Here is a 23,873-nt window from a genome sequence, read left to right as displayed (position 1 = left end):
CGCCCCCAATTCCCGTCATTCATGCGACCCCTGACCGGAGGCTTGTCATGCGACTGATCAACCGTATTCCATCACGCCGCAGCGGTATCATGCTCGCCGCGCTGCCGTTCATCGCGGTGATGATTGCCTATGCGATCAGTTCGGACATCCGACTGACGGCCAACCCGAATGACAAACTGTTGCCCGCACCGGCCACGATCCTGGACACCGCGATCCGGCTATTCACAGAGGCCGACCGCCGCAGTGGTGACATCCTGTTGTGGCAGGATACATGGGCCTCATTGCAGCGCCTGCTGCTGGGTGTTGGCATTTCGGCGGCTATTTCCCTGCTTGCGGGCATGGCCATCGGACTGCTGCCGCTGGTCCGGTCCGGCTTTTCCAGCTTTGTCGCCGTGGTGTCGATGGTGCCGCCGCTGGCGCTGCTGCCGATTCTGTTCATCGTGTTCGGACTAGGCGAGCTGTCAAAGGTCGTGCTGATCATCGTCGGCATCACCCCGTTCATGATCCGCGACCTGTCACAGCGCGTGCTGGACATCCCCACCGAACAACTGATCAAGGCGCAGACCATCGGTGGATCGTCACTGGTCATTGCGCTGCGTGTGACATTGCCACAAATCCTGCCGCGCCTGATCGCGAACGTGCGCCTGTCGCTGGGGTCAGCCTGGCTGTTCCTGATCGCGGCCGAGGCTGTGGCGTCGGATGTGGGACTTGGCTACCGGATTTTCTTGGTGCGCCGCTATCTCGCGATGGACATCATCCTGACCTACGTCATCTGGATCACGCTGCTGGCGTTTCTCATCGACTGGGCGCTGAAAACGCTGTCCCGCCGGGCGTTCCCGTGGCTGGAGGCCGGGCTATGAGTTTCGTCAGCGTCCGCAACATCTGGCAGGCCTACGGCGACCGGTCGATCATCGAACGGGTCAACGTCGAAGTCGATCAGGGCGAATTCATTTCGATCGTGGGTGCCTCTGGCTGTGGCAAATCCACCTTCCTGCGGCTCTTGTTGGCGCAGGAACGCCCCACACGCGGCGAAATCAGCATTGATGGCGGGCCGCCTGCCGTCGAGCCGAACGTGGAGCGCGGCGTGGTGTTCCAGCGCTATTCCGTGTTCCCGCACCTGACCGTGCGCGACAACCTGATAGCCGGTACGGCGTTCAAGACGCGGTTTGGTTTCCTGCGCGGTGCGGCACGACGGCAGGCGATGCAGGACGCGGATGAAATGCTGGCGCGGATCGGCTTGAACCATGTGGCCGACCAATATCCCGCATCACTGTCGGGCGGGATGCAGCAGCGACTGGCCATCGGTCAGGCAATGACGGCGAAACCGCGCGTGTTGCTGCTGGACGAACCATTCGGCGCACTGGACCCCGGCACGCGCCTGCAAATGCATGCGTTTCTGATGGAACTGCGCGCGCTGACCAACATGACCGTGTTCATGGTGACCCACGACCTCGAAGAGGGGTTCAAGCTGGGCGACCGTGTGCTGGTTTTCGACAAGCCCCGCTGGGACCCGCATGATCCGGGGCTGTTCGGGGCCACGATCACCTACGACTTTGACGCCCGCAACGGCGGCATTCCCCACCAAATCCAAACGGAGGATACCCATGTTTCCTGATACAGGCCCCCAGAACAGGCGCAGCAGGTCGCACCACCCCCGCGATCTGGCCCAGCGGATCAACGCGCAGGGCAAACGCCAGCACCATCCGGACCTGACCCAGCTACAAGGCTGGAAGGCCATGCAGAAAGAGGGCGACATTCCCACCGGCCGCGCCGACGAGGAACGCCGCTGGGCGCTGCGCATGGGTCTGACCGGGGCCGACGCGATCGAGGACAAATCCATCCCGACATTTGCCCGCGGAGAACTGCCGCATTTCGCCGGGATCAACACCTTTCTCAAGGCCCCCTATGCAGAGGATGTGCTGGAGGTGGCCAATTACGACGCCACGATCCTGGGCATCCCGTTCGACGGCGGCACAACCTACCGTCCCGGCACGCGGTTCGGCCCGCAGGCGCTGCGCAAGATCTCGGCGCTGTATACGCCGTATAATTACGAGATGGGCGTTGATCTGCGCGAACAGATGACGCTGTGCGATGCCGGCGACGTATTCACGATCCCCGCTAATATCGAAAAGTCCTTTGACCAGATCAGCCGTGGCGTCAGCCATGTGTTCAGCTCCGGCTCGCTGCCCATCATGATCGGCGGTGACCATTCCATCGGCTACCCTTGTCTGCGCGGCATCGCGGAATGCACGTCCAAGAAGATCGGCATCGTGCATTTCGACCGCCACGCCGACATTCAGGAAAAGGACCTGGACGAACGGATGCATACCACGCCGTGGTTCCACGCGACCAACATGCCCAATGTGTCGGCCAAGAACCTTGTGCAGATCGGCATCGGTGGTTGGCAGGTCCCGCGCGAGGCGGTCAAGGTCGCGCGTGAACGCGAGACCAACATCATCACCATGGGCGACGTCGAAAAGATGGGGATCGACAAGACCCTTGAGATGGCGCTGGACATGGCCTGGGACGGCGTCGACATGGTCTATCTGTCGTTCGACATCGACAGCATCGACTGCGGTTTCGTGCCCGGCACCGGCTGGCCCGAACCGGGCGGGTTCCTGCCGCGCGAGGCGCTGGCGCTGGTATCCGGCATCGCCGCAGAGGGCATCTGCGGAATGGAACTGGTCGAGGTGTCGCCCCCCTATGACACCTCGGACATCACGGCCCTGCTGGGCACACGCGTGATCGTGGATGTGCTGGGGTCCATGGTCGCCAGCGGCAAGATGGGCGCGCACAAACAGCATATCGACAAGCCCGTTTCCATCCCGCACGGCGAATTCAGCGGCAAGAGGTGGTCCAATGCCACATGACCACGGCCCGGACGGGCATCATCATCACCATGATCACGCGCCTCATGGCCATGGTCACAACCACGCGGACGGCGATCACCTGCATAGCCACATGCATGAACATGACGCCGCGGCAGATCTGCAGGTCCTGACCGCGCAGTTCATCGACGGCTACGTGCAGGCGCGTGACAAGTCGGCCTACCTCAAGCTGGCCGGCGTGCCGTTTGAACGCCCCGCCGCCGCAGGACCCAAGGCGCTGAAACTGATCGACGTGGAATTGAAAACCGAATGGCAGGTCGGGACAGCATCACCGTCATTCGGATCACGCGAGCTGAGCTATCTGCCCTTTCCCGGCCAGATGGTGACCGAACGCACCAACATGTCCTTGATCTATGTCTCGATGGATGAAAAATCCGTCTTGGACATCCGCGATTTTCTATCCCAACGCAAAAAGGAAATAGACGCATGAAACACCTGTCACTGACGATCGCAGCGATTTTGGCGGCCTCGCCCGCGCTGGCCCATGGCGGCGCACATATCCATCCGCATGGGATGGAAATTCCACTGTCGCTGATGGGCGGTATCATCGCGCTGGCGGCCTATCTGGCCTGGCGCCGCATGTGATCCTTGGGGCCGCTGCACGGCGATTGCGGCAGCGGCCCTAACCGTGCGCCCGCAACAGGGTGGTGACCGCGCGGTTCACCTTGCTGGGCACATCCGGATATGGCAGGCCCGACAGGCCCAATTGCGCCCGCTTGAACCCGTGCCCTTCGAGCAAGGCTATGAAATCCTCAGCAATCTCTTGTGGTGCGAATTCAGTCTTAAGTGCACCACAATCCTTGGCCTGACCGAACATCCGCGCCAGATCATCGAGCGTCTGCTGGAACGCAGCATCGTAAAATGTCAGGCCCATGTCTGGGGCATGACGCGCCTCTTCGTGGATCAGGCAGGCGAATGCCACGGTCTCGGGGTCGTTGAGAAAGGTCAGCAGACGCGTTCCGAATGCCGTCAGTCCGTCTTGCAATTCCGCCCGCGACGTGACCGCCGGCGGGTTGGCGTCGCGAAACCGGCAGACCTCTGCCGTTGCGACGCAGCCCAACAGATCGGTCATGTTCTGAAAGTAGCGATAGATCGTCGCTTTGGACACGGCGGCCTCGCGGGCCAGCATGTCGGTGGATACTTTCTCGAAGCCATGTTTGAAAAACAGACTTCGCGCGGCGGCCATGATACGGGTTTGTGACGGATTTTGGGTCATTAACGAACGGTAGGGCGCGCCTGCCCGAATTGAAAGTGGGAACCTCACGGCAAAACAGACGGAACTTCCCCCCTTGCCACTGCCGGATGATGGGTTAAGTACTGGGCCGTACTCTACGATGGAAATTATCTATGCTTCGCATTGCCACGGTCCTTTTTGCTCTCGCTGCCGCTGCACCACTGTCCGCCCAAGAGGCCGAGGCGCTGACACCGTCGGGTGATCCCGCCCCGATGAGGGCGGTGAAACTGATCCGTGCCGCTGGCGAAAGCGTGCTGACCGACAGGACGTTCTTTGGTCAGGTCGTTGCGTTGGAAACGGTCGATCTGTCATTCGAGGTCGGCGGCCAGATGACGATGTTCGACGCCCAAGAGGGCCAGTTCCTGCAAAAGGACGTGCAGATTGCAGCATTGGACGTGGGGCCATTTGAACGGGCGGTGGAACGGGCACAGATCAACCTGACGCAGGCCGAACGCGCCCTGTCCCGCGCTGAAACCCTGGCCGCGACGAACGCCGTGTCAGCCACACAGGCCGAGGACGCACAAACGGCCCGTGATCTGGCTGCCGTCGCCCTGCGCGAGGCCGAGGATGCGCTGGCGGACGCCAGCCTTCACGCCCCGTTCGAGGCATTGGTCGCGTCGCGTCTGACGCCGAATTTCGCCATCGTCAGCCCCGGTCAGCCCATAGTCCGCCTGCATGACATGTCAGAAGTCCGCGTCGAAATCGACGTGCCGGAACGCCTGTTTCAGAATGTCGACGAGGGCAGCGATCTGAAATTTACCGGGTCGTCCCCGCTGTTTGCCGCCCCCGTCCCGCTGGAGTTGCGCGAATTCAACGCCGAAACCCAGAACATCGGGCAAAGCTACCGGGTCACACTGGCCCTGACGCAGGACGACGTGCCTCCGGCGATCATTCCCGGCGCATCCATCACCGTGACAGCGACCCTGCCATTGGGTGACGAAAGTCTGGTGATGCTGCCGCCATCCGCGGTGTCCTATGACAACGGATCACCCCGCGTTCTGGTCTATACGCCCAACCCCGGTGGCACCGACGGAACCGTGGCATGGCAACCGGTCGAGGTCGGTTCTCCGAATGGGACGGACCTGCTGGTCAGCGGCATCGCAGGCGACACGCAGATCGTGGCCGCCGGCCTGCAAATGCTGACCGAGGGCGAAACCGTGCGTCCGTTCATTGGCCTGACGGTGGAATAGACCCATGAAAATCGCCCGCTTTTCGATCGAATCTCCCCTCTACACATGGATGTTCATCCTGTTCGCCATTTTTGGCGGATTGTTCGGCTATATGTCCGTCGGCAAGCTGGAAGACCCGACCTTTACGCTCAAGAACGCGCTTGTCATCACGCCCTACCCAGGTGCGACCTCGGCCGAGGTGGCCACCGGAGTATCAGAGGTGCTGGAGGCCGCGATCCAGCAGATGGACGAGGTCAAGAACGTCACATCGCGCAACACCCAGGGCATGTCGGTCATCGAGGTCGAGGTCGAGGATCAATACGATGGCGATACACTGCCGCAGGTCTGGGACGACCTGCGTGACCGTGTGTCAGATGCACGTGCATCCCTGCCTGCGGATGCGCTGCCATCAACCGTGAACGACGATTTCGGTGATGTTTATGGCATCCTGTATGCCGTGGCGGCCCCCGGCTATAGCGATTCTGAAATCTGGGACATCGCCAGTTTCATGCGCCGCGAACTGCTGACCGTGGACGGCGTGGCCAATGTCCAGCTACAGGGCCTGCCACAAGAGGCGATTTTCGTCGAACCGTCATCGCAGACTCTGTCGCAGCTGGGGGTCGATCCGGCGGTCATCATCGGCGCGATCAGCGATTCCACCGCCATCAACCCGACCGGTTTCGTCAACAATGGCAGTGCGAATCTGCAAATCCAGGGACCATCGGCAGAGGACAGCGTGCGCGAAATCAGCGGCCTGACCTTTGGTTTCGGCGGCGAGGTCCTGAACCTGCTGGACATCGCGGACGTCAAACGCGCGCGCATCGAGAATCCCGACCACATCCTGCGTCACAATGGTCAGGAGGTGTTCACATTGGGTGTGTCAGGCCTGGTATCTGAAAATATCGTCGATGTCGGTCGCCGGGTCGAGGCAGAGCTGGCCGTGCTGGAAACGCTGCTGCCTGTCGGCGTCGCAGTCAGCCCGATCTACGAACAACACCGGGTTGTGGACGAGGCCAACAGCAACTTTCTGGTGTCGCTTGCCATGTCGGTCGCGGTCGTGATCGTGGTGCTGGCGGTTTTCATGGGCCCCCGCGCGGCGGTCGTCGTCGGTGCCTCGCTGCTGCTGACCGTGCTGTCGACGTTCTTTTTCATGTATCTGTTCGACGTCAAGGTCGAACGCATCAGCCTGGGTGCCCTGATCATCGCGATGGGGATGCTGGTCGACAACGCCATCGTGGTGGCCGAAGGAATGCAGCAGGAAATGCGCAAGGGCAAGAATTCCCGCGATGCTGCGGATATTGCCACGCAGAAAACCCAGATCCCGCTGCTGGGGGCCACGATCATCGGGATCATGGCCTTTGCCGGGATCGGCCTGTCGCCCGATGCGTCCGGCGAATTCATGTTCTCGTTGTTTGCGGTGATCGGCATTTCGCTGCTGCTGTCGTGGATCGTCGGCGTGACGATCACCCCGCTGCTGGGCCATTACCTGTTCAAGGTCGGCGGGCTGGATGCAGACGATTCCGGTTACAACGGCCCGGTGTTCCGCACCTATGGCAAACTGGTCCGCTGGGCACTGAAATTGCGCTGGCTGGTGATCGCAGGTCTGCTGGGCACGACTGTCGCCTGCATCATGGCCTTTGGCCAAGTCAAACAGCAGTTCTTTCCTGCGGCGACGACACCCATCTTTTACCTTGAATACAAGGCCGCACAGGGCACCGCCATCGAGGAATCGTCCGCCGATATCGCCGTGGTCGAGGACTGGCTGCTGGCCCGAGACGACGTTGAAGCTGTGACCGCAACAGTCGGGCAAGGCCTGTCGCGCTACGTGCTGACCTACAGCCCTGCCCGCGCCGACAGTTCCTATGCCCAGCTGGTGATCCGTGCCACGTCCCCCGAGGCGATCCCCGCCCTGCGCACAGAGCTGGATCAATTCGTGATCGAGGCGCTGCCCTGGGCAGAGCTTCAGTCGAAACGCATCATCTTTGGTCCCGCGACCGGTTCGGATATCGAGGCACGCTTTTCTGGTCCCGACCCTGCCGTACTGCGTGAACTGGCGGCAGAGGCAGAGGCAATCCTGCGCAACAGCACCGACTTGCTGCACACCGAACACAACGACTGGCGCGAGGTCGAAATCACAACCCGCCCGATCTATGCAGAGGATCGTGCACAGGCGGCAGGCATCACCCGCAGCGACGTGGCGACTGCAATTGCCCTTGCGACCAACGGCATTCCTGCCGGCACCTACCGCGAACGCGACCGGCTGATCGACATTATCGTGCGCAAACCCCGCGACGAGGCCGAACGCGACAGCCAGCTGCTGGACCAGATTGTCTACAGTCAGGCCATCGGAGGCTATCTGCCACTAAGCCAGGTGGTGGACGGTTTCACCGTCGTGCCGGAAAACCCCGTGATCGAACGGCGAAACCGCGTCCAGACCATTTCGGTGCAAGGCAACGTCATCGAAGGTCTGACGCCGCCCACCGTGTTCGCCGAGGTGCGTCCGCTGATCGAGGCAATCGAGGTTCCGGCTGGCTATGAAATGGAATGGGGCGGCGAATTCGAGAGCGCAGGCCAGGCACAGGAATCGCTGGGTCGGCAGATGCCGCTTTCCTTCGGGACGATGTTGCTGATCACCATCCTGTTGTTCGGCAAGTTGCGCCAGACGGCGGTCATCTGGACCATCGTGCCCATGGCGATCAACGGTGTGGCCATCGGCCTGCTGTTGTCGAACATTCCCTTCAGCTTTACCGCGTTGCTGGGCCTGCTGTCGCTGTCTGGCATGTTGATCAAGAACGCCATCGTTCTGGTCGAGGAGATCGATGCGCAAAAGGCCGAAGGCCTGCCACAACATGAGGCCATCGTCACGGCCAGTGTCAGCCGCCTACGGCCCGTGGTTCTGGCCGCGGCAACCACGATCCTGGGTATGGTGCCGCTGCTGTCCGACAGCTTCTTTGCGGCGATGTCCGTGACGATCATGGGCGGTCTCGGCTTTGCCTCGGTCCTGACGCTGGTGGGTGTCCCGGTCCTGTATCACACCTACCTGCGCAAGGAGCGGATCGCCGACAAGAAGGCCGCCGACGGGGCCGTGCCGGCCCCCGCCTGATGCCTACGGGGGCGCGGCCACGGTATCACGTGGACGCGCCCGCCGGGTCATGACCCGGATGCAGCAGGCCGCGGCCCCGCATCGCCAGCCGTGCGGCGCGCCACTGACCAATTCAGCCCCAGCAAGACCGCGATCAACAGCGATCCGACGATTTCGACGGTCAGGTCGGGCCAGAACAATGCGACGACACCGGGCACCAGCAATATACGCATCCAGACCGGCATCGGCCCCCACAGATAACCTTCGAGCGCGGCGGCAAAAGCGACCAGACCCAATATGGCAATGGCCCCTGACCACAGCACCAGCGGCAATGGCCCGCCCAGGATGATTTCCGGATTGAACACCATGAACAGCGGGATCAGGTACAGGCCCTTGGCGTATTTCCACGCCTGCACGCTGGTTTCCATCGGTTTTGATCCCGCGATCGCAGCACCGGCAAAGCCTGCGAGGGCGACTGGCGGCGTCACGTTACTGTCCTGCGAATACCAGAACACGACCAGATGTGCGATCAGGATTGGCATGCCGAACTGTTCGGTCAGAGCCGGACCCACGAGGATGATCAGGACGATATAGGCTGCCGTCACTGGCAGCCCCATGCCCAGAACCAAACTGGCAAGCAGCACGAGGATCAGCGCCAGAACGATGTTGCCACCCGAAAATGCGATCATCATCGCCGAGAATTTCAGGCCCAGACCCGTCAGGCCCACGACGCCCACGATAATACCGGCCACGGCACAGGCCACCGACACCGCGACGGCGTTGCGCGCGCCCAGATCCAAGGCCTCAAGTGTCAGCGCCACACCGCGACGGCACATCGCGACGAACCGGTCTGCCGTTGGCCCGTTACGTTGGAAATCCCACAGCGCGCGTGCCGATGCCGCCGCCATGATCGCAAGGATCGCGTAAAAACCGACACGCATGGGCGAATAGCCCGCAACCAGCAGAATGACCAAGGCGACGAGTGGCAGCAGGAAATGCCACCCTTCGGCCAGCACCTTGCGCACGCTGGGCAATTCCTCTGCGGACAGGCCCTGCATTCCCTGTTTCACGGCGGCGATATGGACCAGCAGATAGACGGTCCCGAAATACAGGATCGCCGGGAAAATCGAGACCAAAACGATGTCGACATATGGCATCCGAGTGAATTCGCTCATCAGGAATGCGCCCGCGCCCATCAACGGCGGCATGATCTGCCCACCGGTCGAGGCGGCAGCTTCGATCCCGCCAGCCTGCGCCGGGCGGTAGCCCAGCCGCTTCATCAGGGGAATCGTAAAGGCGCCGGTCGTCACCACGTTGGCAATCGCCGATCCTGAAATCGATCCCATGCCGGCGCTGGCGATCACCGCGGCCTTGGCCGGTCCGCCGCGCTGCTTGCCCGCAGCGGCATAGGCGAGGTCGATAAAGAATTTGCCCGCGCCGGTAACTTCGAGAAAGGCACCGAACAGCACAAAGATGAAAACAAACGTCGCAGCCACGCCCAGCGGAATCCCGAAAATCCCCTCGGCACCCAGCGTCATCTGGCTGGCCAGCCGGTCCAGCGAATAGCCCCGGTGATTGAGGATGCCGGGCATCCAGTCCGCCAGAAACGGCAGCTCGCCGCGGTTGCCGGCAAAGGCATAGACGATAAAGAACGCGCCGATCAGCGTCATGCCAAGGCCTACGGCCCGGCGCGCGGCCTCGAGCACGACGATGATCGTGACAATGCCCATCCAGACGTCGATGGGGCGCGGGAAAATCTGGTTCGCAATGATGTCGATGTTCAACGGCACCCAGGCCCCAGCGGCAATCCCTGCGAGGATCAGCACACCGTCGATGGCCCAGCCAAACGGACCCCGCGCCTTGCCACGGCCAAAGGCGGGATACAGCAGAAAACACAGGACCAGAACGAAACCCAGATGGATGGGACGCTGGAAAAACAGACCAAGCGGCTGCACACCGGCGGCATAGAGCTGGAACAGCGACAGCGCGATCCCGATCACGGTGATTGCGCGGATGACGAACCGCGGTTGCGGCACCTCGGGTGCGGGAATGTCAGGTATCGTCGTCATTATCCGTATTTCCTAAAAGGGCAATCCGCACCCGTTCACGCGGGGCAACCGCCGACAGCGACACGACCGTGTCACCGACCTGCAAACGATGATCGACAGGGCCGAGTCCGGGCCGCAAAATATAAGCGTTCCCCGGCACAGGCTCGTTGATATCAAGGATAAAATAGCCGCCTTGTCCGTCCGTGACCTGCCGTCCGCGACCCGGGATGTGGTCCAGTCCGGCGGCGAAATCGGGCAGATGGGCATGCACCAGAACCATGCGCCCCGCCCTGTTTTCATAGCAGTCCGACACCGGGAACCCCTTGACGGAGTGGTTCCAGAGCACGCACCACTCTGTGCCGTCGGCCACGTCAAAGCGCGCGATTTCGGTGCCATCCGCGCGGGTCGCGACAAGCGCGTCCGCCAATGCCACGCATGGCAGCAGCCAAATGAAAAGGGAGAGGACAATGCCCCTCCCCCCTCGGTGGTCTGCAATCATGGACGCAGATCGTCAGGAATCGTCACGCCGATTTCTTCGTAGTACCGGATCGCACCGGGATGCAGCGGGACTGGTGTGGCGGACATCGTGAACTCGACCGTTGTTTCGTTCGCCGCCGGGTGGATCGCCTGCATGTCCGCGATATTCTCGAACATGGCCTTGGTGATCGCATAGGCCACATCGTCGGTCATTTCCGACGACACCGCCAGGACGTTCGGAATGCCCAGAACGGTGATGTCTTCGTCAACACCGTTGTAGCTGCCACCGGCAAGGGTCGTCGTCGCAAAGGTGGAATCCGCATCCATCGCCGCCTGCAATTCAGCCTCTGACAGGGCGATGATCGTGATGTCCTGCGTGGTCGCAAGGTTCAGGATCGACGAGGTCGGCGCACCCACGGACCAGAAACCCGCGTCGATGTCGCCGTTGGCCAGCGCATCGGCTGTTTCGTTGAAGTTCAGGCGCTGTTCGTCGATATCGTCATAGCTGATGCCATTAGCCTCGAGGATGGCATTGGTGTTGACCTCGGTGCCGGAACCGGGCGCACCAATCGACACGCGCTTGCCGCTGAGATCAGCCAGGGATGTGATGCCGGACCCCTCGAGTGCGACGATGTGCACCATGTTTGCATAAAGCGACGCCAGACCACGGATCATTGGCAACTGCTGGCCCTCGAACCGGCCGGTGCCGGAATAGGCCTGTGCTACGGTGTCAGCCAGACCGATGGCCAGATCGGCGTCACCGGTGGCAATCAGACCCATGTTCTCGACCGATGCACCCGTGACCTCTGCGGTCGCGGAATAGCCTTCGATGTGGTTGTTGATGACTTCGGCAAGGCCACCGCCCATCGGATAATAGACCCCGCCCGTGCCACCAGTGGCGATGGACAGCTGCTGCTGTGCCACGGCCGGCGCAGCAAAACCCATCGTCACAATCGCCGCGGTTCCGATCAGGCCCAACGGCCCACGCAAGACTTCTTTGAACATATCGTCCTCCCAAATCGGGTGTGTCACCCAAGGTTTGACCCGGCTCCTCCCGGGTTCGTGGGAACGATACAGATTTCTGAACGGAACTGGACCCCTTTTTTCACGCCTTATCAGAGACCGTCCGTCGCAGGCCTGCGACAGGACAATTTGAGTCATGGCTGAGAGACTGGTGCGTCCGCGTTTTACGACGTTGTACGCGAGCCCGCGCGGACACATCGCACAACACCCTTGGCGCAAATAATCGAGCCTGTGCCGATATCAGCGCACGAGGACCGCACGGAAATCATTTACGTTCGTCAGGGTCGGTCCTGTCCGGATCAGATCGCCCGTCGCATCGAAAAACGCGAAGCTGTCATGGCTTGCAAGACAGGCCTTGGCATCAGCGCCGACGCGACGGGCACGCATCAGCACATCTGGCCCGATCAGGGCACCGGCTGCGTCTTCGGTCCCATCAATGCCATCCGTATCTGCCGCCAACGCATGTATCCCACGGTGGCCGTTCAGTGCGATGGCAAGGCTCAGGAGAAATTCGGTATTGCGCCCTCCGCGACCGGGGATGGTGCCACTGGTCGAAACAGTCGTTTCACCACCTGACAACAACACGGTGGGCCCAGATGCAGGCGTGGCCTGCCGTGCCACCCATTTGGCCATGCCCGACATGGCAATTCCCAATTCCCGCGCTTCCCCTTCGAGGGCATCGCCCAAGATCGTCGGCGTGACACCTGCGTCGCGGGCGACCTGTGCCGCGGCCTCCAGCGACAAGGCGGGGGTGGCAATCAGGCGGTAATCGCATGCAAATGCAGGCACGTCCCGGACAGGCTGCAAAAGAATATCGCGCGCGGCAGTGGGCAGGTCCGGGCCGAGCCGATCGACGAGATAGCCCAGATTTTCACCCGCCGTCGGGTCAGGCACCGTCGGACCGGATGCGATGGCCGCCGGATCATCGCCCGGGACATCGGATATGGCCAAGGTCACCAGTCGGGCCGGATGCACGGCACGCGCAAGACCGCCCCCCTTGATCGCGGACAGCCTGCGCCTGACCTTGTTCATGTCGTCGATCGTCAGGCCCGACGCCAACAGCAGTTTGTTGACGGTGATCTTGTCCTGCAATGTCAGCGGATCGACCGGCATCGGCAACAGCGAAGAGCCGCCGCCGGACATCAGCGCGATCACAAGATCATCCGCACCGGCAGCAGCAGCCGTTTGCATGATCTCGCGCGATGCGGCCAGCCCTGCCGCGTCCGGGACGGGATGCGATGCCTCGCGCACCTGTATCCGGGTGGTGGGAACCGCGTGACCATAGCGTGTGACGACGACGCCTGACAGATCCACATCCGGCCAGGCCCGTTCAAGTGCCAACGCCATCGCAGCGGCGGATTTGCCGGCCCCGATGACGATGCAGCGGCCCGCTGGCTTCGCGGGGAGGTGCGAGGCAAGAACAGTCGCCGGATCTGCTGCGGCGATCGCTGCATCCATCATCCGGCGGAGCAGCGCCACTGCATCGTCATCGGTCATTTGCAAACCCTCAGATATTTTCGCCGCGGATCACTTCGCAAACGCCGTCGGTCACGTCCTGCGTCGTGGCTGTACCACCAACATCTGGCGTCATGATACCATCTGCGCAAACCTTTTCGACGGCACGCATCAATAGTCCGGCTGCCGCGTTTATCTGGACCCGCGAGGGCTGGCTGTATCTGGCGGTCATCTTGGACCTGCACTCTCGTCACGTGATCGGCTGGGCTGTCGGCAACCGATTGAAGCGCGACCTGGCGATCCGGGCGCTGACGATGGCGATCGCCCTCAGGTCGCCGCCCAGAGGCTGTATCTTCAACAGCGACCGCAGCAGCCAATATTGTTCGCCCGATTATCAGACGATCCTGCGTCAGCATAACCCACGATACCATCGACGACACCGACTACGATGAATTTCGGGGGATCCTGCAGGCACATATGTCAGAGACATGGCCGCTTGAGGTCTGCTCGGTCCTTTCGCCTGAGACATCTTCGAACCAGAGCATCGAGCTGTTTTCGAAATCGGTCGGCATCGGCCAGCCGATCCGTATGAGGCGCCTTGTTTTGAACGGCCATACGCCCGCGACCGAGATGGCCCATCCCAAGTTGAAGACGAAGCAGCTCTTCATCACCCGGGACGATGCAGACGCCTTCCACCGGCGCTTTTACACGCCACGGACGATGGCGCAGGCCCACGGCAAGAGTTGGCAGTCCATGACGGCAACCTTGAGAGCGGCCGGGGTCGAGGCCTTCTCGCCCGACGGCGAAGATTATGGCACGCTGTACTTGCGCCACGACGTTGATCGCGCTTTCGCGTAACTGCTTGATGCAATGCGTAAAAGACAAAGGCCGCGCTGTCGCGCGGCCTCGGTCCTGCAATCATTCGGCGATCCTGGGGCTCCCGATCCGGAACTCGGATGAGGTGATTCACACCGTGGGGTTAAAAACTTAGCCGCACTTGGAAAACCCACAGCTGGCGCATGTCATGCAACCCTCTACCATACGCAGCTCATAGCTGCCGCAGCTGGAACAGGCCTTACCGCGGGGGGCGTCGGACAGGTTGACCACATCTGCTTGCGGGTCGCTTTTCAGGCCTTCCCCCTCGCCGGTCAGGAATCCGGTCGCGATCATGTGACGCTCGATCACGCCGCCGATGGCGGCGAGGATGCTGGGGACATATTTGCCTTTGACCCAGGCGCCGCCACGCGGATCGAACACGGCCTTCAGCTCTTCGACCACGAAAGTCACGTCGCCGCCACGGCGGAACACGGCAGAGATCATACGCGTCAGCGCAACCGTCCAGGCAAAATGTTCCATGTTCTTGGAATTGATGAACACCTCGAACGGGCGGCGGTGACCTGCAATGACCAGATCGTTCACGGTGATATAGATTGCGTGCTCACTATCGGGCCATTTCAGCTTGTAGGTGGCACCCTCCAGCTCTGTCGGGCGGTCCAGCGGTTCGGTCATATAGACGACCTCTGCAGTTTCGCCGTCGGTCTGGACCTGCACCGGCTTGTCCTCTGACACGCTCAGCACCGAACCGGTGACCGCGTTGGGGCGGTAGGTGGTGCAACCTTTGCACCCCTGATCCCAGGCCGCCATATAGACGTCCTTGAAGTCATCAAAGCTGATGTCCTCGGGACAGTTGATCGTCTTGGAAATCGAACTGTCGATCCACTTTTGTGCGGCGGCCTGCATGCGGACGTGGTCCAGCGGGGCCAGCGTCTGTGCGTTGACGAAATAATCCGGCAGGTCAGCGTCACCCTTCAATTCGCGCCACATTTGCACGGCGTAATCCACGACCTCTTCTTCGGTCTTGGTGCCGTCCTTTTGCAGAACCTTGCGGGTGTAGGCATAGGCAAACACCGGCTCGATCCCAGAGCTGACGTTGCCAGCGTACAGGCTGATCGTGCCCGTGGGCGCGATGGATGTCAGCAGTGCGTTGCGGATACCGTGGGTGCGGATCGCGTCGCGCACGTCGTCATCCATGTCCTGCATCGCACCAGATGCAAGGAACGCTTCTGCGTCGAACAGCGGGAAAGCGCCTTTTTCCTTGGCCAAGTCCACCGACGCCAGATAGGCGGCGCGGGCAATCGCGTGCATCCAGCGGTCGGTCTGACGCGCCGCCTCTTCGGATCCATAGCGCAGGCCGACCATCAGCAGCGCATCGGCCAGACCCGTGACACCCAGACCGATGCGGCGTTTCGCCTGCGCCTCCTGGCGCTGTGCCTCCAGCGGGAATTGGCTGGCATCCACGACGTTGTCCATCATCCGCACGGCGGTGGCGACCAGGTCGGTCAGTGCCGCCTCGTCCAGTGCTGCCGCATCGCCAAAGGGATCAGAGACCATGCGCGCCATGTTGATCGACCCCAGCAAGCACGCGCCGTAGGGCGGCAGAGGCTGTTCGCCGCAGGGGTTCGTGGCGGCGATGGTTTCGCAATAATTCAGGTTATTGGCCGCATTGATGCGGTCGATGAAGATGACACCCGGTTCCGCCACCTCGTAGGTGGATTTCATGATCGCGTTCCACAGGTCGCGCGCCTTGACCGTGCGGTAGACCTCGCCTTTGAAAACCAGATCCCAGTCGGTGTCCGCCTTGACCGCATCCATGAACGGGTCGGTGATCAGCACGGACATGTTGAACATCCGCAAGCGGGCGGCGTCGTGTTTTGCGGTGATGAAATCCTCGACGTCGGGATGGTCGCAACGCATGGTGGCCATCATCGCGCCACGGCGTGACCCTGCTGACATGATCGTGCGGCACATGGCGTCCCAGACATCCATGAACGACAACGGCCCGGATGCGTCTGCGGCCACGCCATGCACGGTCGCACCTTTGGGCCGGATGGTCGAGAAATCATAGCCGATCCCGCCACCCTGCTGCATGGTCAGCGCGGCCTCTTTCAGCATGTCGAAAATGCCGCCCATGCTGTCGGGCACGGTACCCATGACGAAACAGTTGAACAGCGTCACCGCGCGCGCGGTGCCCGCACCGGCGGTGATACGTCCTGCGGGCAGATATTTGAAATCCGCCAGCGCATCATAGAACCGATCTTCCCAGACCTTTGGTTCCTTTTCCACGACGGCCAGCGCGCCCGCGATACGCCGCCAGGTATCCTCGACGGTTTCATCGATGGGGGTGCCGTCTGCTTCTTTGAAACGATACTTCATGTCCCAGATCTGCTCTGCAATCGGGGCGGTGAAACGGGTCATGACGAATCCTTTGGGGTGTGGTGAAGGTGTGCAGGAATAGGTCCAGCGGCGGGCATGGTCAATTGAAACAGCGGTGACCAACTCTACCTGTTCGTCAGGTAAAGAATCGGTTAAACCGGATCTGCATACTACATCTGGGGTGACACATTGGGCAACCACGTAAATCTGGTAAAGCTATCGGTTGGCACTGAATCAATCGAGAACATGCTCGATTGGCAACGCGTGCGGTCCCAACAGGTCCGCGACGGGCAGTATTACCACGTGACCCGCATGTGGCCCAAGCGCGAGGACGAACTGCTGAACGGCGGGTCGATCTACTGGGTCATCAAGGGTGTGATCCTGTGCCGGCAACCGATCATGGCCTTGCGCGAAATCATCGGTCAGGACGGCGTGCGCCGCTGTGGACTGGTGCTGGCCCCCGATGTGATCCGCGTCGCCGCCACCCCCAAGAAGGCGTTTCAAGGGTGGCGATACCTGTCCCCGGCAGACGCGCCGCCCGATCTGGCAGAAGGCCGCCAGGCCGAAGAACCGCTGCCCCCTGAACTTTCCAAGGCGCTGGCCGATATCGGCGTCAGATAACCTTGCGTCAGCACAGGTGACAGGCGGCCCGACCCGTGCGACGATTTGCGCGAATTGGGAGGTTCATCATGCATATCTATCCGAACAAATTCGATGACGTGCCGCTGCGGGACGTGTCTATCACGCAGGCGATCTTTGCCGGGCTGGAAAACCGGAGGTCAGAGGTCGTTTTGACCGATGGACCGACAGGGCGCAGCCTGACGGCGGGCGATGTGATCGACCAGATTCGCGCGCTGGCGGGTGGCCTGCGTGCGCATGGTTTCGGCCCCGGCAAGACGCTGGCGCTGATGGCCCCGAACATGCCCGAATACTGCGTGGTGTTTCATGCCGCGGCCTTTGCCGGTGGCACCGTCACGACGATCAATCCCACCTACACCGCGTCAGAAGTGCGCCACCAGTTGAATGACAGTCAGGCCGATCTGCTGGTCACGGTCGCGATGTTCGCGGAAACAGCCAAGGAGGCCGCGGTCGATACAAGCGTCACCGAAATCTACAGTATCGGTGACGCCGTGTGCCTGACGCCGATCACGGAAATGATGGGCGAACCTCTTTCCGAACAGGTCGCAGTCGACCTGGACGACCATACGGTCGTCCTGCCCTATTCGTCCGGCACCACCGGCCTGCCCAAAGGCGTGATGCTGTCCCATCGCAATCTGATCGTGAACGTGGATCAAATCATCCACGGCGCGGGATTCCAACCGGGAGAGGTCGCCGCCGGTTTTCTGCCGTTTTTCCACATCTACGGCATGACCGTATTGATGAACGTTCATCTTTCTGGTGGTGGCGCGCTTGTGACCATGCCCCGCTTTGATCTGGAAATGTTTCTGCGGATCAGCCAGGACCACAAAGCGCGGCGCATGTGGGTCGTTCCGCCGGTCGCACTCGCGCTGGCAAAGCACCCGATGGTGGCGGATTTCGACCTGTCCAGTGTCGAACAGACATTTTGCGGGGCGGCCCCCCTGGGCGCTGATCTGTCAAATACCGTCGGCAAACGCCTGAACTGCGTCAGTTTACAAGGGTATGGCATGACCGAACTGTCGCCCGTCAGCCACCTGTGTCCGCTGGATGATGCAAAACCCGGATCATCGGGCATCGCGGCCCCCAACGTCCAGTGCCGCATCGTGGATTCCGAAACCGGACAGGACGCCGAACCGGGGGCCGAGGGCGAATTGTGGATCAAGGGCCCCAACGTGATGCAGGGCTATCTGAACAACGCAAAGGCCACGGCGGACACTATCGTCGCGGATGGCTGGCTGCGCACCGGCGACATCAGCCGGATCGACGCGGACGGTCATATGTTCGTCGTGGATCGCCTCAAGGAGTTGATCAAATACAAGGGGTTTCAGGTCGCCCCGGCAGAGTTGGAGGCGACGATCATCGCGCTGGACGGGATCACCGATGTCGCCGTCATCGGCATCCCTGATCCAGAGGCAGGTGAATTGCCGATGGCCTTTGTGGTCGGCGACGACAATGCCCCTGACGATGACACGATCCGCGCGCATCTGGCCGCCAACCTGTCGTCCTACAAGCAGGTGCACCGCATCGATCGCGTCGATGAAATCCCCAAGAGCGCGTCCGGCAAGATCCTGCGCCGTTTCCTGCGTGACCGGGTGCAGGCAGAGGACTGACGCTCACTCGATCCAACGTTCCCATTCCGCCAGTGATCCCGCAAAGGCGTTGATGTCCACTCGGCGTGCCACCCCCGGCACAATCCCGGTGGATGTATACTGCCAGAACGACCAGCCCTCGCCCGGATAGGTGGTGGCAGGATGGGCCGCCACCGACCGCAACCAGAACTGGGTGCGGGGCAAGGCCCCGAGCCCCGCGTCGCGGTACATGTCAGGTGTGGTGTAAACCAGTGGACGCCGACCGTAGTGCCGTTCGATGATATCCATAAAGACCTGCGCCTCGGCCCGGACGGTGGCACCGTCAGGCCTGCGGCGACAGGTCTGCGACCCGTGGTTCCATTCCAGATCCAGCACATGCGGCAGCGCGTCCCGGTCACGCGGCACGTTGGCGATAAACCATGCGGCCTGTTCCTGCGGTGACCGGCAAAAATAGTAGAAATGATAGGCCCCGTATCGCACGCCTGCCGCCTTGGCCCCGTTGCGGTGGGCCGCGAACATCGGATCGCTCAGATCGCCGCCTTCGGTCGCCTTGATATAGACGAAACGAATGCCCGCCGCCCGCGCGGTCCGCCAGTCGATGGCCGTCTGGTAGCGCGAGACATCCAGCCCGTGCACCGGATAAAACGCAGGCTGCGTGCCGATGGCGGGGTGCGGATCGGCATCGGCAAATCGCGGATTGCCGGGCGCATCGTCCAGGACTGCGCCACCGGTGCCGCCGCAAGCGATCAAGACGGAACATATCAACGAGAGAGACAAAACGCGCAAAGCTGCCATGACACCGCCCCAACAGGTATCAGGCGACTGTGACCTGTCTGGTGGTCTGACGCCATGACCTGCCGGTCAAACAACCGTGTTGACCCGACGCCTAGAGCCCCAGCTTATGTTCGAGTGCGCGGAACGTGTCGCGCTGCGCCATGGTCCACCCGGACCGTGACGACCGGAACAACGTCGCCTGACTAGCGTGGATCATCCCGTCGCTGAGTACTTTCAGGCCGTTGGCCCGCAGGGTTTCCCCGGTCGAGGTGATATCGGCAATCGCCTCGGCGGTTTCGTTCTTGATCGTGCCTTCGGTCGCACCCTGGCTGTCGACCAGCGCATAATCCGCGACGCCTTCGCGGGCGAGGAATTCCCGCACAAGGCGATGATACTTGGTCGCGATACGCAGGCGATGCCCGTGGGTCGCACGAAACGCAGCGGCAACCGCATCAAGGTCGTCCACCGTATCGACATCGACCCAGCCTGTCGGCACGGCGATGATCAGATCGGCACCACCGAACCCCATCGGGGTCACCTGACGCACGGTGCTTTCCCAATTGGCAAGTTTTTCCCGGACCAGATCGGACCCGGTGACGCCCAGCTGGATGCGGCCGGCGGCCAGCTCGCGCGGGATTTCACCCGCGGACAGCAGTACCAGATCGACACCGTCGATCCCGTCAACGGCCCCGGCGTATTCCCGGTCAGACCCGGATTTGCGCAGCGTCACGCCCCGTTTGCCAAACCATTGAAACGTCTTTTCCATCAGCCGTCCCTTGGACGGCACACCCAGTTTCAGCATCACACATGTCCCCTGACGGCCAGCACCAGATCGGGGCGGATCACGCCGCCGACCGCAGGCACATCGGTATCACCCAGCCGGGCAGTCAGCGCGTCATAGCGCCCGCCCGTGGCGACCGGGGGCTGGTGCCCCTCTGCCGCGTAAAACCCGAACACGAAACCATCGTAATATTCCAACGAGGTGCGGCCATAGCTGCCCTCGAATTCCAGCGCGTCCACGTCGATACCGCGCAGATGCAGCGCGTTCAGCCGCGCATGCATCCGGGTCACCGCCGGTTCGATCGCGGGCATGTCGATGGCGATATCGCGCAGACGGCCCAGCGCCTGCGGCGCGGATGCACGCAGATCGAGGATCACATCCAGCAGTGCGATTTCACTGGCCGAGATGGGGGCCGCAGCCGCGTCTTCGCGCAGGGATGCGATCCTTGCCGCGATTTCGTCACGGGTGCGGACACCTGCCAGCGCGGGTGCGCCGTCCAGCGGATCGGTCAGGGCCAGCAGCGCAGTGCGTGACGCTGGCGGTGGCGTGCGCCCGCCGAACCGGTCCAGCAACGCGCGAAACCGCCGGGGCCGCCAGATGTGACGCATCAACGCATCCTTGCGCGCCTGCGTGGTCCGCAACCCGCGCACGGCAGCCATCAGCACGCCGATATCGCCGGTCGCCGCCCGCAGCGGCAAATCGCCAAGGGCCGCGCGGATCGTGGCAAAAACCTCGGCCTCGGCGTCGGCAGGATCGTCGCCGCCCATGATCTCGAACCCGACCTGCACGAATTCGGTCGCACGGCCGGGGTTCACGTCCTGCTTGCGAAACACGCGGCCCGCGTAGGTATAGCGTGCTGGATTGGCGTGGGACTGCATGTGCATCTGCACCACAGGCACCGTGAAATCGGGCCGCAGCACCATTTCGCCCAGCGCCGGGTCAGAGGTCAGATAGGACCGCCCGCGAATGTCCTCGCCATAGAGATCCAGCAGCGTATCCGCCGGTTGCAGCACGTCCGTATAGACCGTCTGCGCGCCGGCCTTGGCAAAGCAGGCAGACAGGCGGTCGGTTTCAGCCTGTATCGCGGGGGCGTTCACGACTGGTCGTCCAGCATCTGACGGATCCGCGCCAGCATCTCGGCGCGCGGCACCTCGACCTGCTGGGGGCGGTCCTTCCATTCCTCGGCGGTGGCGTCCTTGGCGATTTCTGCGCCCAGGATCAGGTCCTTGATCTGCACGACGTCGCGGTCGAATTCATCGCCGCCCGCGATCACCGCAATCGGGCTTTCGCGTTTGTCCGCGTATTTCAGCTGGTTGCCGAAATTCTTGGGGTTGCCCAGGTACACCTCTGCCCGGATGTCCGCCTGACGTAGTTCCGCCACCATGGTCTGATAATCCGCCATCCGCGCCTTATCCATCACCGTGACAATGACCGGACCGCGTGCCTTGGTATCCAGTCGCCCCTTGGCGTGCAGTGCGGCCAGCAGGCGGTCCACACCGATGGACACACCCGTCGCAGGCACCTCTTGGCCGGTAAAGCGTTTGACCAGATCGTCATACCGCCCGCCCCCCGCGACAGAGCCAAAGTTGCGCGGACGCCCCTTTTCGTCAGTGACCTCAAAGGTTAGTTCCGCCTCGAACACCGGCCCGGTGTAGTAGCCGAGGCCACGGACAACGGAGGGGTCAATGACGATGCGGTCAGGGCCGTAGCCTTGGGCGGCAAGGAGTTCTGCCATTTCGCGCAGTTCTTTCAGACCCGAGGCACCGGAATCAGAGTTGCCTATCATTTGTGACAAAAGTCCTAGCGTCTCTTGGGCTGTCTCACATCGTGACTGCATATATTGGCCGATGTTCTGTGCCTGATCCTGCGTCAGCCCTACGCCTTTGATAAACGCGCCCGACGCATCAAGTCGCCCTGTGGTCAAAAGCGCCCAAAATTCTTCAATGCTAACCTTGTCAAATTTGTCGATCGTCCGCAGTACGGCTTCTTTCTTGGCGTCCTCATCATCAGTCAGACCAAGGGTTTCGAGCACACCATCTAACACCTTTCGGTTATTCACCCGGATCACATAGTCGCCGCGCGGGATGCCGACGGCTTCCAGCGTATCCGACAGCATCGCGCAGATTTCGGCGTCGGCGGCAACAGACGGCGCGCCCACGGTATCCGCATCGCATTGATAAAACTGGCGAAACCGCCCCGGTCCCGGCTTTTCGTTGCGCCAGACCGGACCCATTGCGTAGCGGCGATAGGGCGACGGCAGCGTATCGCGGTATTGCGCGGCAACCCGCGCCAGCGGCGCCGTCAGGTCATAGCGCAGCGCCAGCCAGTCGCTGTCCTCTTCCCAGGCGAACACACCCTCGTTCGGGCGGTCCACGTCGGGCAGAAACTTGCCCAGCGCCTCGACCGTCTCGACCCCGGATGTTTCCAGCGGGTCAAAGCCATAGCGGTGATAGACCTCTGCGATTTTGGCGAGCATCTCGTTGCGATGCGTGACCTCTGCCCCGAAATAATCGCGAAAGCCCTTGGGCGTCACGGCCTTGGGGCGCGGGGTCTTTTTCGGCTTTGCCATCGGATCACCTGTGGGTCTGTCAGTCGCGCGCGACATACCCCGCACGGGCCTGCGGGGCAATGGCTTGGCATGGCAGGCGCGATGACCTAACTCTGGCGCATGGATAAGACTGACCTTGAAATACAGATCGCCCACCTGACCCGCTTGGTCGAGGACCTGTCAGATGTCGTCGCACGGCAGGACAAGGATCTGACCATCGCCCTGCGCCGCATCGAAATGCTGATGCAGCGCGAGGCGACCCGCGAGGCCGAAAGCAGCGGCACCGTGCCGCTGGGCGACGAACGTCCGCCGCACTGGTAGGACGGCAATCAGGGCGTTTCGGTGCCGCTGGCCGCGACCGTGCCCTCGTGCAGCAGAAATTCCTTCCATGAATTGCTGCCCGAAAACTGCGGATAGGCGGTGACGAATACGGTCCGACGTGACAGCGCGTCGATCCTGCTGCCGCAAGGCTCGCCCGTGCCGACCCCGCAGAACGCACGTTTGATCGCCTCGTAGGCCGTGTCGGTTTCGGAATAGCGCTGCTGCGCAGGCGTCCGGGCATAGCGCACACCTTCGTGGGTGCTGACATCCCCCGTCAGCACAAGGGCGGCCGTGAACTGTCTGGCGCAACCGTCACTGAACCCGTCGATGTAATGCGTGCGTACTGCAGTGCTGGTCGGCGCGGTGTCATAGACGGTATAGCCAGAGGCGGCGGCAACCGGCATCCCCATATCCGCAGTGGCGATGCCGCAGGTGGTAGCGATTTCGCCAAAGGGCAGCGCGGCCCCCGGCCCGACCGCCAAGGCATCCACGTCTGACGTGACCAAGGGTGTGCCAGTACCCAGACCCGCGCCCGCACAGCCAACCAATGCACAGCACCCCAGTGCTGCCAGAAATCTATTCATCATGCCCACCATCCTCACCTCAACACCGCCGCACGCCTCTGGCACACA

Annotated in this window: 23 protein-coding genes and 1 pseudogene; 12 read left to right on the top strand and 12 right to left on the bottom strand. The window is 62.0% G+C overall.

Features of this window, described 5'->3' with window-relative positions; genetic code table 11:
* Window positions 1-47: 47 nt before the first annotated feature.
* From LGQ03_RS12655 to LGQ03_RS12635, 5 genes are read left to right on the top strand one after another with little or no spacing between them, the layout of a single operon-like run.
* On the top strand, window positions 48-860 hold the full coding sequence (locus LGQ03_RS12655) for an ABC transporter permease (protein WP_226748703.1): 813 nt from the start codon (window positions 48-50) through the stop codon (window positions 858-860).
* A complete protein-coding gene (locus tag LGQ03_RS12650; protein ID WP_226748702.1) occupies window positions 857-1,615 on the top strand; it encodes an ATP-binding cassette domain-containing protein in 759 nt (252 codons plus the stop codon). Before LGQ03_RS12655 ends, LGQ03_RS12650 begins: the two co-directional genes overlap by 4 nt.
* Window positions 1,605-2,870: an agmatinase family protein gene (locus LGQ03_RS12645; protein WP_090158538.1), complete on the top strand. Its 1,266-nt coding sequence runs from the start codon at window positions 1,605-1,607 to the stop codon at window positions 2,868-2,870. Before LGQ03_RS12650 ends, LGQ03_RS12645 begins: the two co-directional genes overlap by 11 nt.
* A complete protein-coding gene (locus tag LGQ03_RS12640; RefSeq protein WP_090158537.1) occupies window positions 2,860-3,318 on the top strand; it encodes a hypothetical protein in 459 nt (152 codons plus the stop codon). Before LGQ03_RS12645 ends, LGQ03_RS12640 begins: the two co-directional genes overlap by 11 nt.
* Window positions 3,315-3,473: a peptidase M23 gene (locus tag LGQ03_RS12635; protein ID WP_157057405.1), complete on the top strand. Its 159-nt coding sequence runs from the start codon at window positions 3,315-3,317 to the stop codon at window positions 3,471-3,473. Before LGQ03_RS12640 ends, LGQ03_RS12635 begins: the two co-directional genes overlap by 4 nt.
* 37 nt (window positions 3,474-3,510) lie before the next feature.
* Here LGQ03_RS12635 and LGQ03_RS12630 read toward each other — a convergent pair whose 3' ends face one another.
* On the bottom strand, window positions 3,511-4,074 hold the full coding sequence (locus tag LGQ03_RS12630; protein ID WP_226748701.1) for a TetR/AcrR family transcriptional regulator: 564 nt from the start codon (window positions 4,072-4,074) through the stop codon (window positions 3,511-3,513).
* A 161-nt stretch (window positions 4,075-4,235) separates the two neighbouring features.
* Here LGQ03_RS12630 and LGQ03_RS12625 point away from each other — a divergent pair, with 161 nt between their 5' ends.
* Together LGQ03_RS12625 and LGQ03_RS12620 are read left to right on the top strand one after the other, a co-directional pair.
* The gene (locus tag LGQ03_RS12625) at window positions 4,236-5,312 is read left to right on the top strand and encodes an efflux RND transporter periplasmic adaptor subunit (RefSeq protein WP_090158535.1); all 1,077 of its coding nucleotides are present in this window, start codon (window positions 4,236-4,238) and stop codon (window positions 5,310-5,312) included.
* 4 nt (window positions 5,313-5,316) lie between these two features.
* Complete coding sequence (locus LGQ03_RS12620; RefSeq protein ID WP_226748700.1) at window positions 5,317-8,394, top strand: efflux RND transporter permease subunit; 3,078 nt, start codon at window positions 5,317-5,319, stop codon at window positions 8,392-8,394.
* A 47-nt stretch (window positions 8,395-8,441) separates the two neighbouring features.
* Here the strand turns inward: LGQ03_RS12620 and LGQ03_RS12615 are convergent, their stop codons facing one another.
* The 5 genes from LGQ03_RS12615 to LGQ03_RS12595 form a co-directional block, all read right to left on the bottom strand.
* The gene (locus tag LGQ03_RS12615; RefSeq protein WP_226748699.1) at window positions 8,442-10,442 is read right to left on the bottom strand and encodes a TRAP transporter permease; all 2,001 of its coding nucleotides are present in this window, start codon (window positions 10,440-10,442) and stop codon (window positions 8,442-8,444) included.
* Entirely contained in the window at window positions 10,426-10,854 is a 429-nt protein-coding gene (locus tag LGQ03_RS12610; protein ID WP_226748698.1) for a DUF1850 domain-containing protein, read from the bottom strand. Before LGQ03_RS12610 ends, LGQ03_RS12615 begins: the two co-directional genes overlap by 17 nt.
* Window positions 10,855-10,916: 62 nt before the next feature.
* The gene (locus LGQ03_RS12605) at window positions 10,917-11,903 is read right to left on the bottom strand and encodes a TAXI family TRAP transporter solute-binding subunit (RefSeq protein ID WP_226748697.1); all 987 of its coding nucleotides are present in this window, start codon (window positions 11,901-11,903) and stop codon (window positions 10,917-10,919) included.
* Between the two features lie 258 nt (window positions 11,904-12,161).
* A complete protein-coding gene (locus tag LGQ03_RS12600) occupies window positions 12,162-13,418 on the bottom strand; it encodes a glycerate kinase type-2 family protein (protein ID WP_226748696.1) in 1,257 nt (418 codons plus the stop codon).
* A 10-nt stretch (window positions 13,419-13,428) separates the two neighbouring features.
* Window positions 13,429-13,608: a hypothetical protein gene (locus LGQ03_RS12595; RefSeq protein ID WP_226748828.1), complete on the bottom strand. Its 180-nt coding sequence runs from the start codon at window positions 13,606-13,608 to the stop codon at window positions 13,429-13,431.
* Here LGQ03_RS12595 and LGQ03_RS12590 point away from each other — a divergent pair.
* Window positions 13,565-13,792: pseudogene (locus tag LGQ03_RS12590) on the top strand (DDE-type integrase/transposase/recombinase); the annotation flags it as partial. The gene LGQ03_RS12595 and the pseudogene LGQ03_RS12590 sit on opposite strands and share 44 nt — an antisense overlap.
* A 61-nt stretch (window positions 13,793-13,853) precedes the next feature.
* Entirely contained in the window at window positions 13,854-14,234 is a 381-nt protein-coding gene (locus tag LGQ03_RS12585; RefSeq protein WP_226748695.1) for a hypothetical protein, read from the top strand.
* Window positions 14,235-14,363: 129 nt separating this feature from the next.
* On the opposite strand, the gene LGQ03_RS12580 is transcribed toward LGQ03_RS12585, so the two are convergent.
* Window positions 14,364-16,631, bottom strand: coding sequence for an adenosylcobalamin-dependent ribonucleoside-diphosphate reductase (locus LGQ03_RS12580; RefSeq protein ID WP_226748694.1), 2,268 nt, complete (start codon window positions 16,629-16,631; stop codon window positions 14,364-14,366).
* A gap of 147 nt (window positions 16,632-16,778) precedes the next feature.
* On the opposite strand from LGQ03_RS12580, the gene LGQ03_RS12575 reads away from it, so the two are divergent.
* Window positions 16,779-17,210, top strand: coding sequence for a DUF1489 family protein (locus LGQ03_RS12575; protein ID WP_226748693.1), 432 nt, complete (start codon window positions 16,779-16,781; stop codon window positions 17,208-17,210).
* Between the two features lie 68 nt (window positions 17,211-17,278).
* Entirely contained in the window at window positions 17,279-18,838 is a 1,560-nt protein-coding gene (locus LGQ03_RS12570; protein ID WP_226748692.1) for an AMP-binding protein, read from the top strand.
* 3 nt (window positions 18,839-18,841) lie between these two features.
* Here the strand turns inward: LGQ03_RS12570 and LGQ03_RS12565 are convergent, their stop codons facing one another.
* The 4 genes from LGQ03_RS12565 to hisS all read right to left on the bottom strand — a co-directional run bounded on the left by LGQ03_RS12565 (window position 18,842) and on the right by hisS (window position 22,941).
* Window positions 18,842-19,612 (bottom strand): glycoside hydrolase family 25 protein, encoded by a 771-nt coding sequence (locus LGQ03_RS12565; protein ID WP_226748691.1) that lies wholly within the window; start codon window positions 19,610-19,612, stop codon window positions 18,842-18,844.
* Between the two features lie 91 nt (window positions 19,613-19,703).
* Window positions 19,704-20,396 carry an ATP phosphoribosyltransferase gene (gene hisG / locus LGQ03_RS12560; RefSeq protein WP_226748690.1) on the bottom strand — a complete coding sequence of 231 codons (693 nt, stop codon included), beginning with the start codon at window positions 20,394-20,396 and terminating at the stop codon, window positions 19,704-19,706.
* Window positions 20,393-21,469 (bottom strand): ATP phosphoribosyltransferase regulatory subunit, encoded by a 1,077-nt coding sequence (locus LGQ03_RS12555; RefSeq protein WP_226748689.1) that lies wholly within the window; start codon window positions 21,467-21,469, stop codon window positions 20,393-20,395. The genes hisG and LGQ03_RS12555 overlap by 4 nt, the downstream gene beginning before the upstream one ends.
* Window positions 21,466-22,941 (bottom strand): histidine--tRNA ligase, encoded by a 1,476-nt coding sequence (gene hisS / locus LGQ03_RS12550; RefSeq protein ID WP_226748688.1) that lies wholly within the window; start codon window positions 22,939-22,941, stop codon window positions 21,466-21,468. The genes LGQ03_RS12555 and hisS overlap by 4 nt, the downstream gene beginning before the upstream one ends.
* 99 nt (window positions 22,942-23,040) lie before the next feature.
* Here hisS and LGQ03_RS12545 point away from each other — a divergent pair, with 99 nt between their 5' ends.
* Complete coding sequence (locus LGQ03_RS12545) at window positions 23,041-23,241, top strand: SlyX family protein (protein ID WP_226748687.1); 201 nt, start codon at window positions 23,041-23,043, stop codon at window positions 23,239-23,241.
* Window positions 23,242-23,249: 8 nt separating this feature from the next.
* Here LGQ03_RS12545 and LGQ03_RS12540 read toward each other — a convergent pair whose 3' ends face one another.
* Window positions 23,250-23,828, bottom strand: coding sequence for a hypothetical protein (locus LGQ03_RS12540; protein ID WP_226748686.1), 579 nt, complete (start codon window positions 23,826-23,828; stop codon window positions 23,250-23,252).
* Window positions 23,829-23,873 lie beyond the last annotated feature (45 nt).

The sequence above is a fragment of the Loktanella gaetbuli genome, from assembly GCF_020531945.1.
Classification (GTDB): Bacteria; Pseudomonadota; Alphaproteobacteria; order Rhodobacterales; family Rhodobacteraceae; genus Loktanella; species Loktanella gaetbuli.
The sequence above is the reverse complement of the archived record's forward strand: the minus strand, read 5'-3'. Positions and strand labels throughout refer to the sequence as shown.

Coding starts and splice junctions, on each gene's coding strand:
- LGQ03_RS12655 (WP_226748703.1), top strand. CDS start 48: ATGCGACTGATCAACCGTATTCCATCACGCCGCAGCGGTATCATGCTC.
- LGQ03_RS12650 (WP_226748702.1), top strand. CDS start 857: ATGAGTTTCGTCAGCGTCCGCAACATCTGGCAGGCCTACGGCGACCGG.
- LGQ03_RS12645 (WP_090158538.1), top strand. CDS start 1,605: ATGTTTCCTGATACAGGCCCCCAGAACAGGCGCAGCAGGTCGCACCAC.
- LGQ03_RS12640 (WP_090158537.1), top strand. CDS start 2,860: ATGCCACATGACCACGGCCCGGACGGGCATCATCATCACCATGATCAC.
- LGQ03_RS12635 (WP_157057405.1), top strand. CDS start 3,315: ATGAAACACCTGTCACTGACGATCGCAGCGATTTTGGCGGCCTCGCCC.
- LGQ03_RS12630 (WP_226748701.1), bottom strand. CDS start 4,074: ATGGCCGCCGCGCGAAGTCTGTTTTTCAAACATGGCTTCGAGAAAGTA.
- LGQ03_RS12625 (WP_090158535.1), top strand. CDS start 4,236: ATGCTTCGCATTGCCACGGTCCTTTTTGCTCTCGCTGCCGCTGCACCA.
- LGQ03_RS12620 (WP_226748700.1), top strand. CDS start 5,317: ATGAAAATCGCCCGCTTTTCGATCGAATCTCCCCTCTACACATGGATG.
- LGQ03_RS12615 (WP_226748699.1), bottom strand. CDS start 10,442: ATGACGACGATACCTGACATTCCCGCACCCGAGGTGCCGCAACCGCGG.
- LGQ03_RS12605 (WP_226748697.1), bottom strand. CDS start 11,903: ATGTTCAAAGAAGTCTTGCGTGGGCCGTTGGGCCTGATCGGAACCGCG.
- LGQ03_RS12600 (WP_226748696.1), bottom strand. CDS start 13,418: ATGACCGATGACGATGCAGTGGCGCTGCTCCGCCGGATGATGGATGCA.
- LGQ03_RS12595 (WP_226748828.1), bottom strand. CDS start 13,608: ATGACCGCCAGATACAGCCAGCCCTCGCGGGTCCAGATAAACGCGGCA.
- LGQ03_RS12585 (WP_226748695.1), top strand. CDS start 13,854: ATGTCAGAGACATGGCCGCTTGAGGTCTGCTCGGTCCTTTCGCCTGAG.
- LGQ03_RS12580 (WP_226748694.1), bottom strand. CDS start 16,631: ATGACCCGTTTCACCGCCCCGATTGCAGAGCAGATCTGGGACATGAAG.
- LGQ03_RS12570 (WP_226748692.1), top strand. CDS start 17,279: ATGCATATCTATCCGAACAAATTCGATGACGTGCCGCTGCGGGACGTG.
- LGQ03_RS12565 (WP_226748691.1), bottom strand. CDS start 19,612: ATGGCAGCTTTGCGCGTTTTGTCTCTCTCGTTGATATGTTCCGTCTTG.
- hisS (WP_226748688.1), bottom strand. CDS start 22,941: ATGGCAAAGCCGAAAAAGACCCCGCGCCCCAAGGCCGTGACGCCCAAG.
- LGQ03_RS12545 (WP_226748687.1), top strand. CDS start 23,041: ATGGATAAGACTGACCTTGAAATACAGATCGCCCACCTGACCCGCTTG.
- LGQ03_RS12540 (WP_226748686.1), bottom strand. CDS start 23,828: ATGATGAATAGATTTCTGGCAGCACTGGGGTGCTGTGCATTGGTTGGC.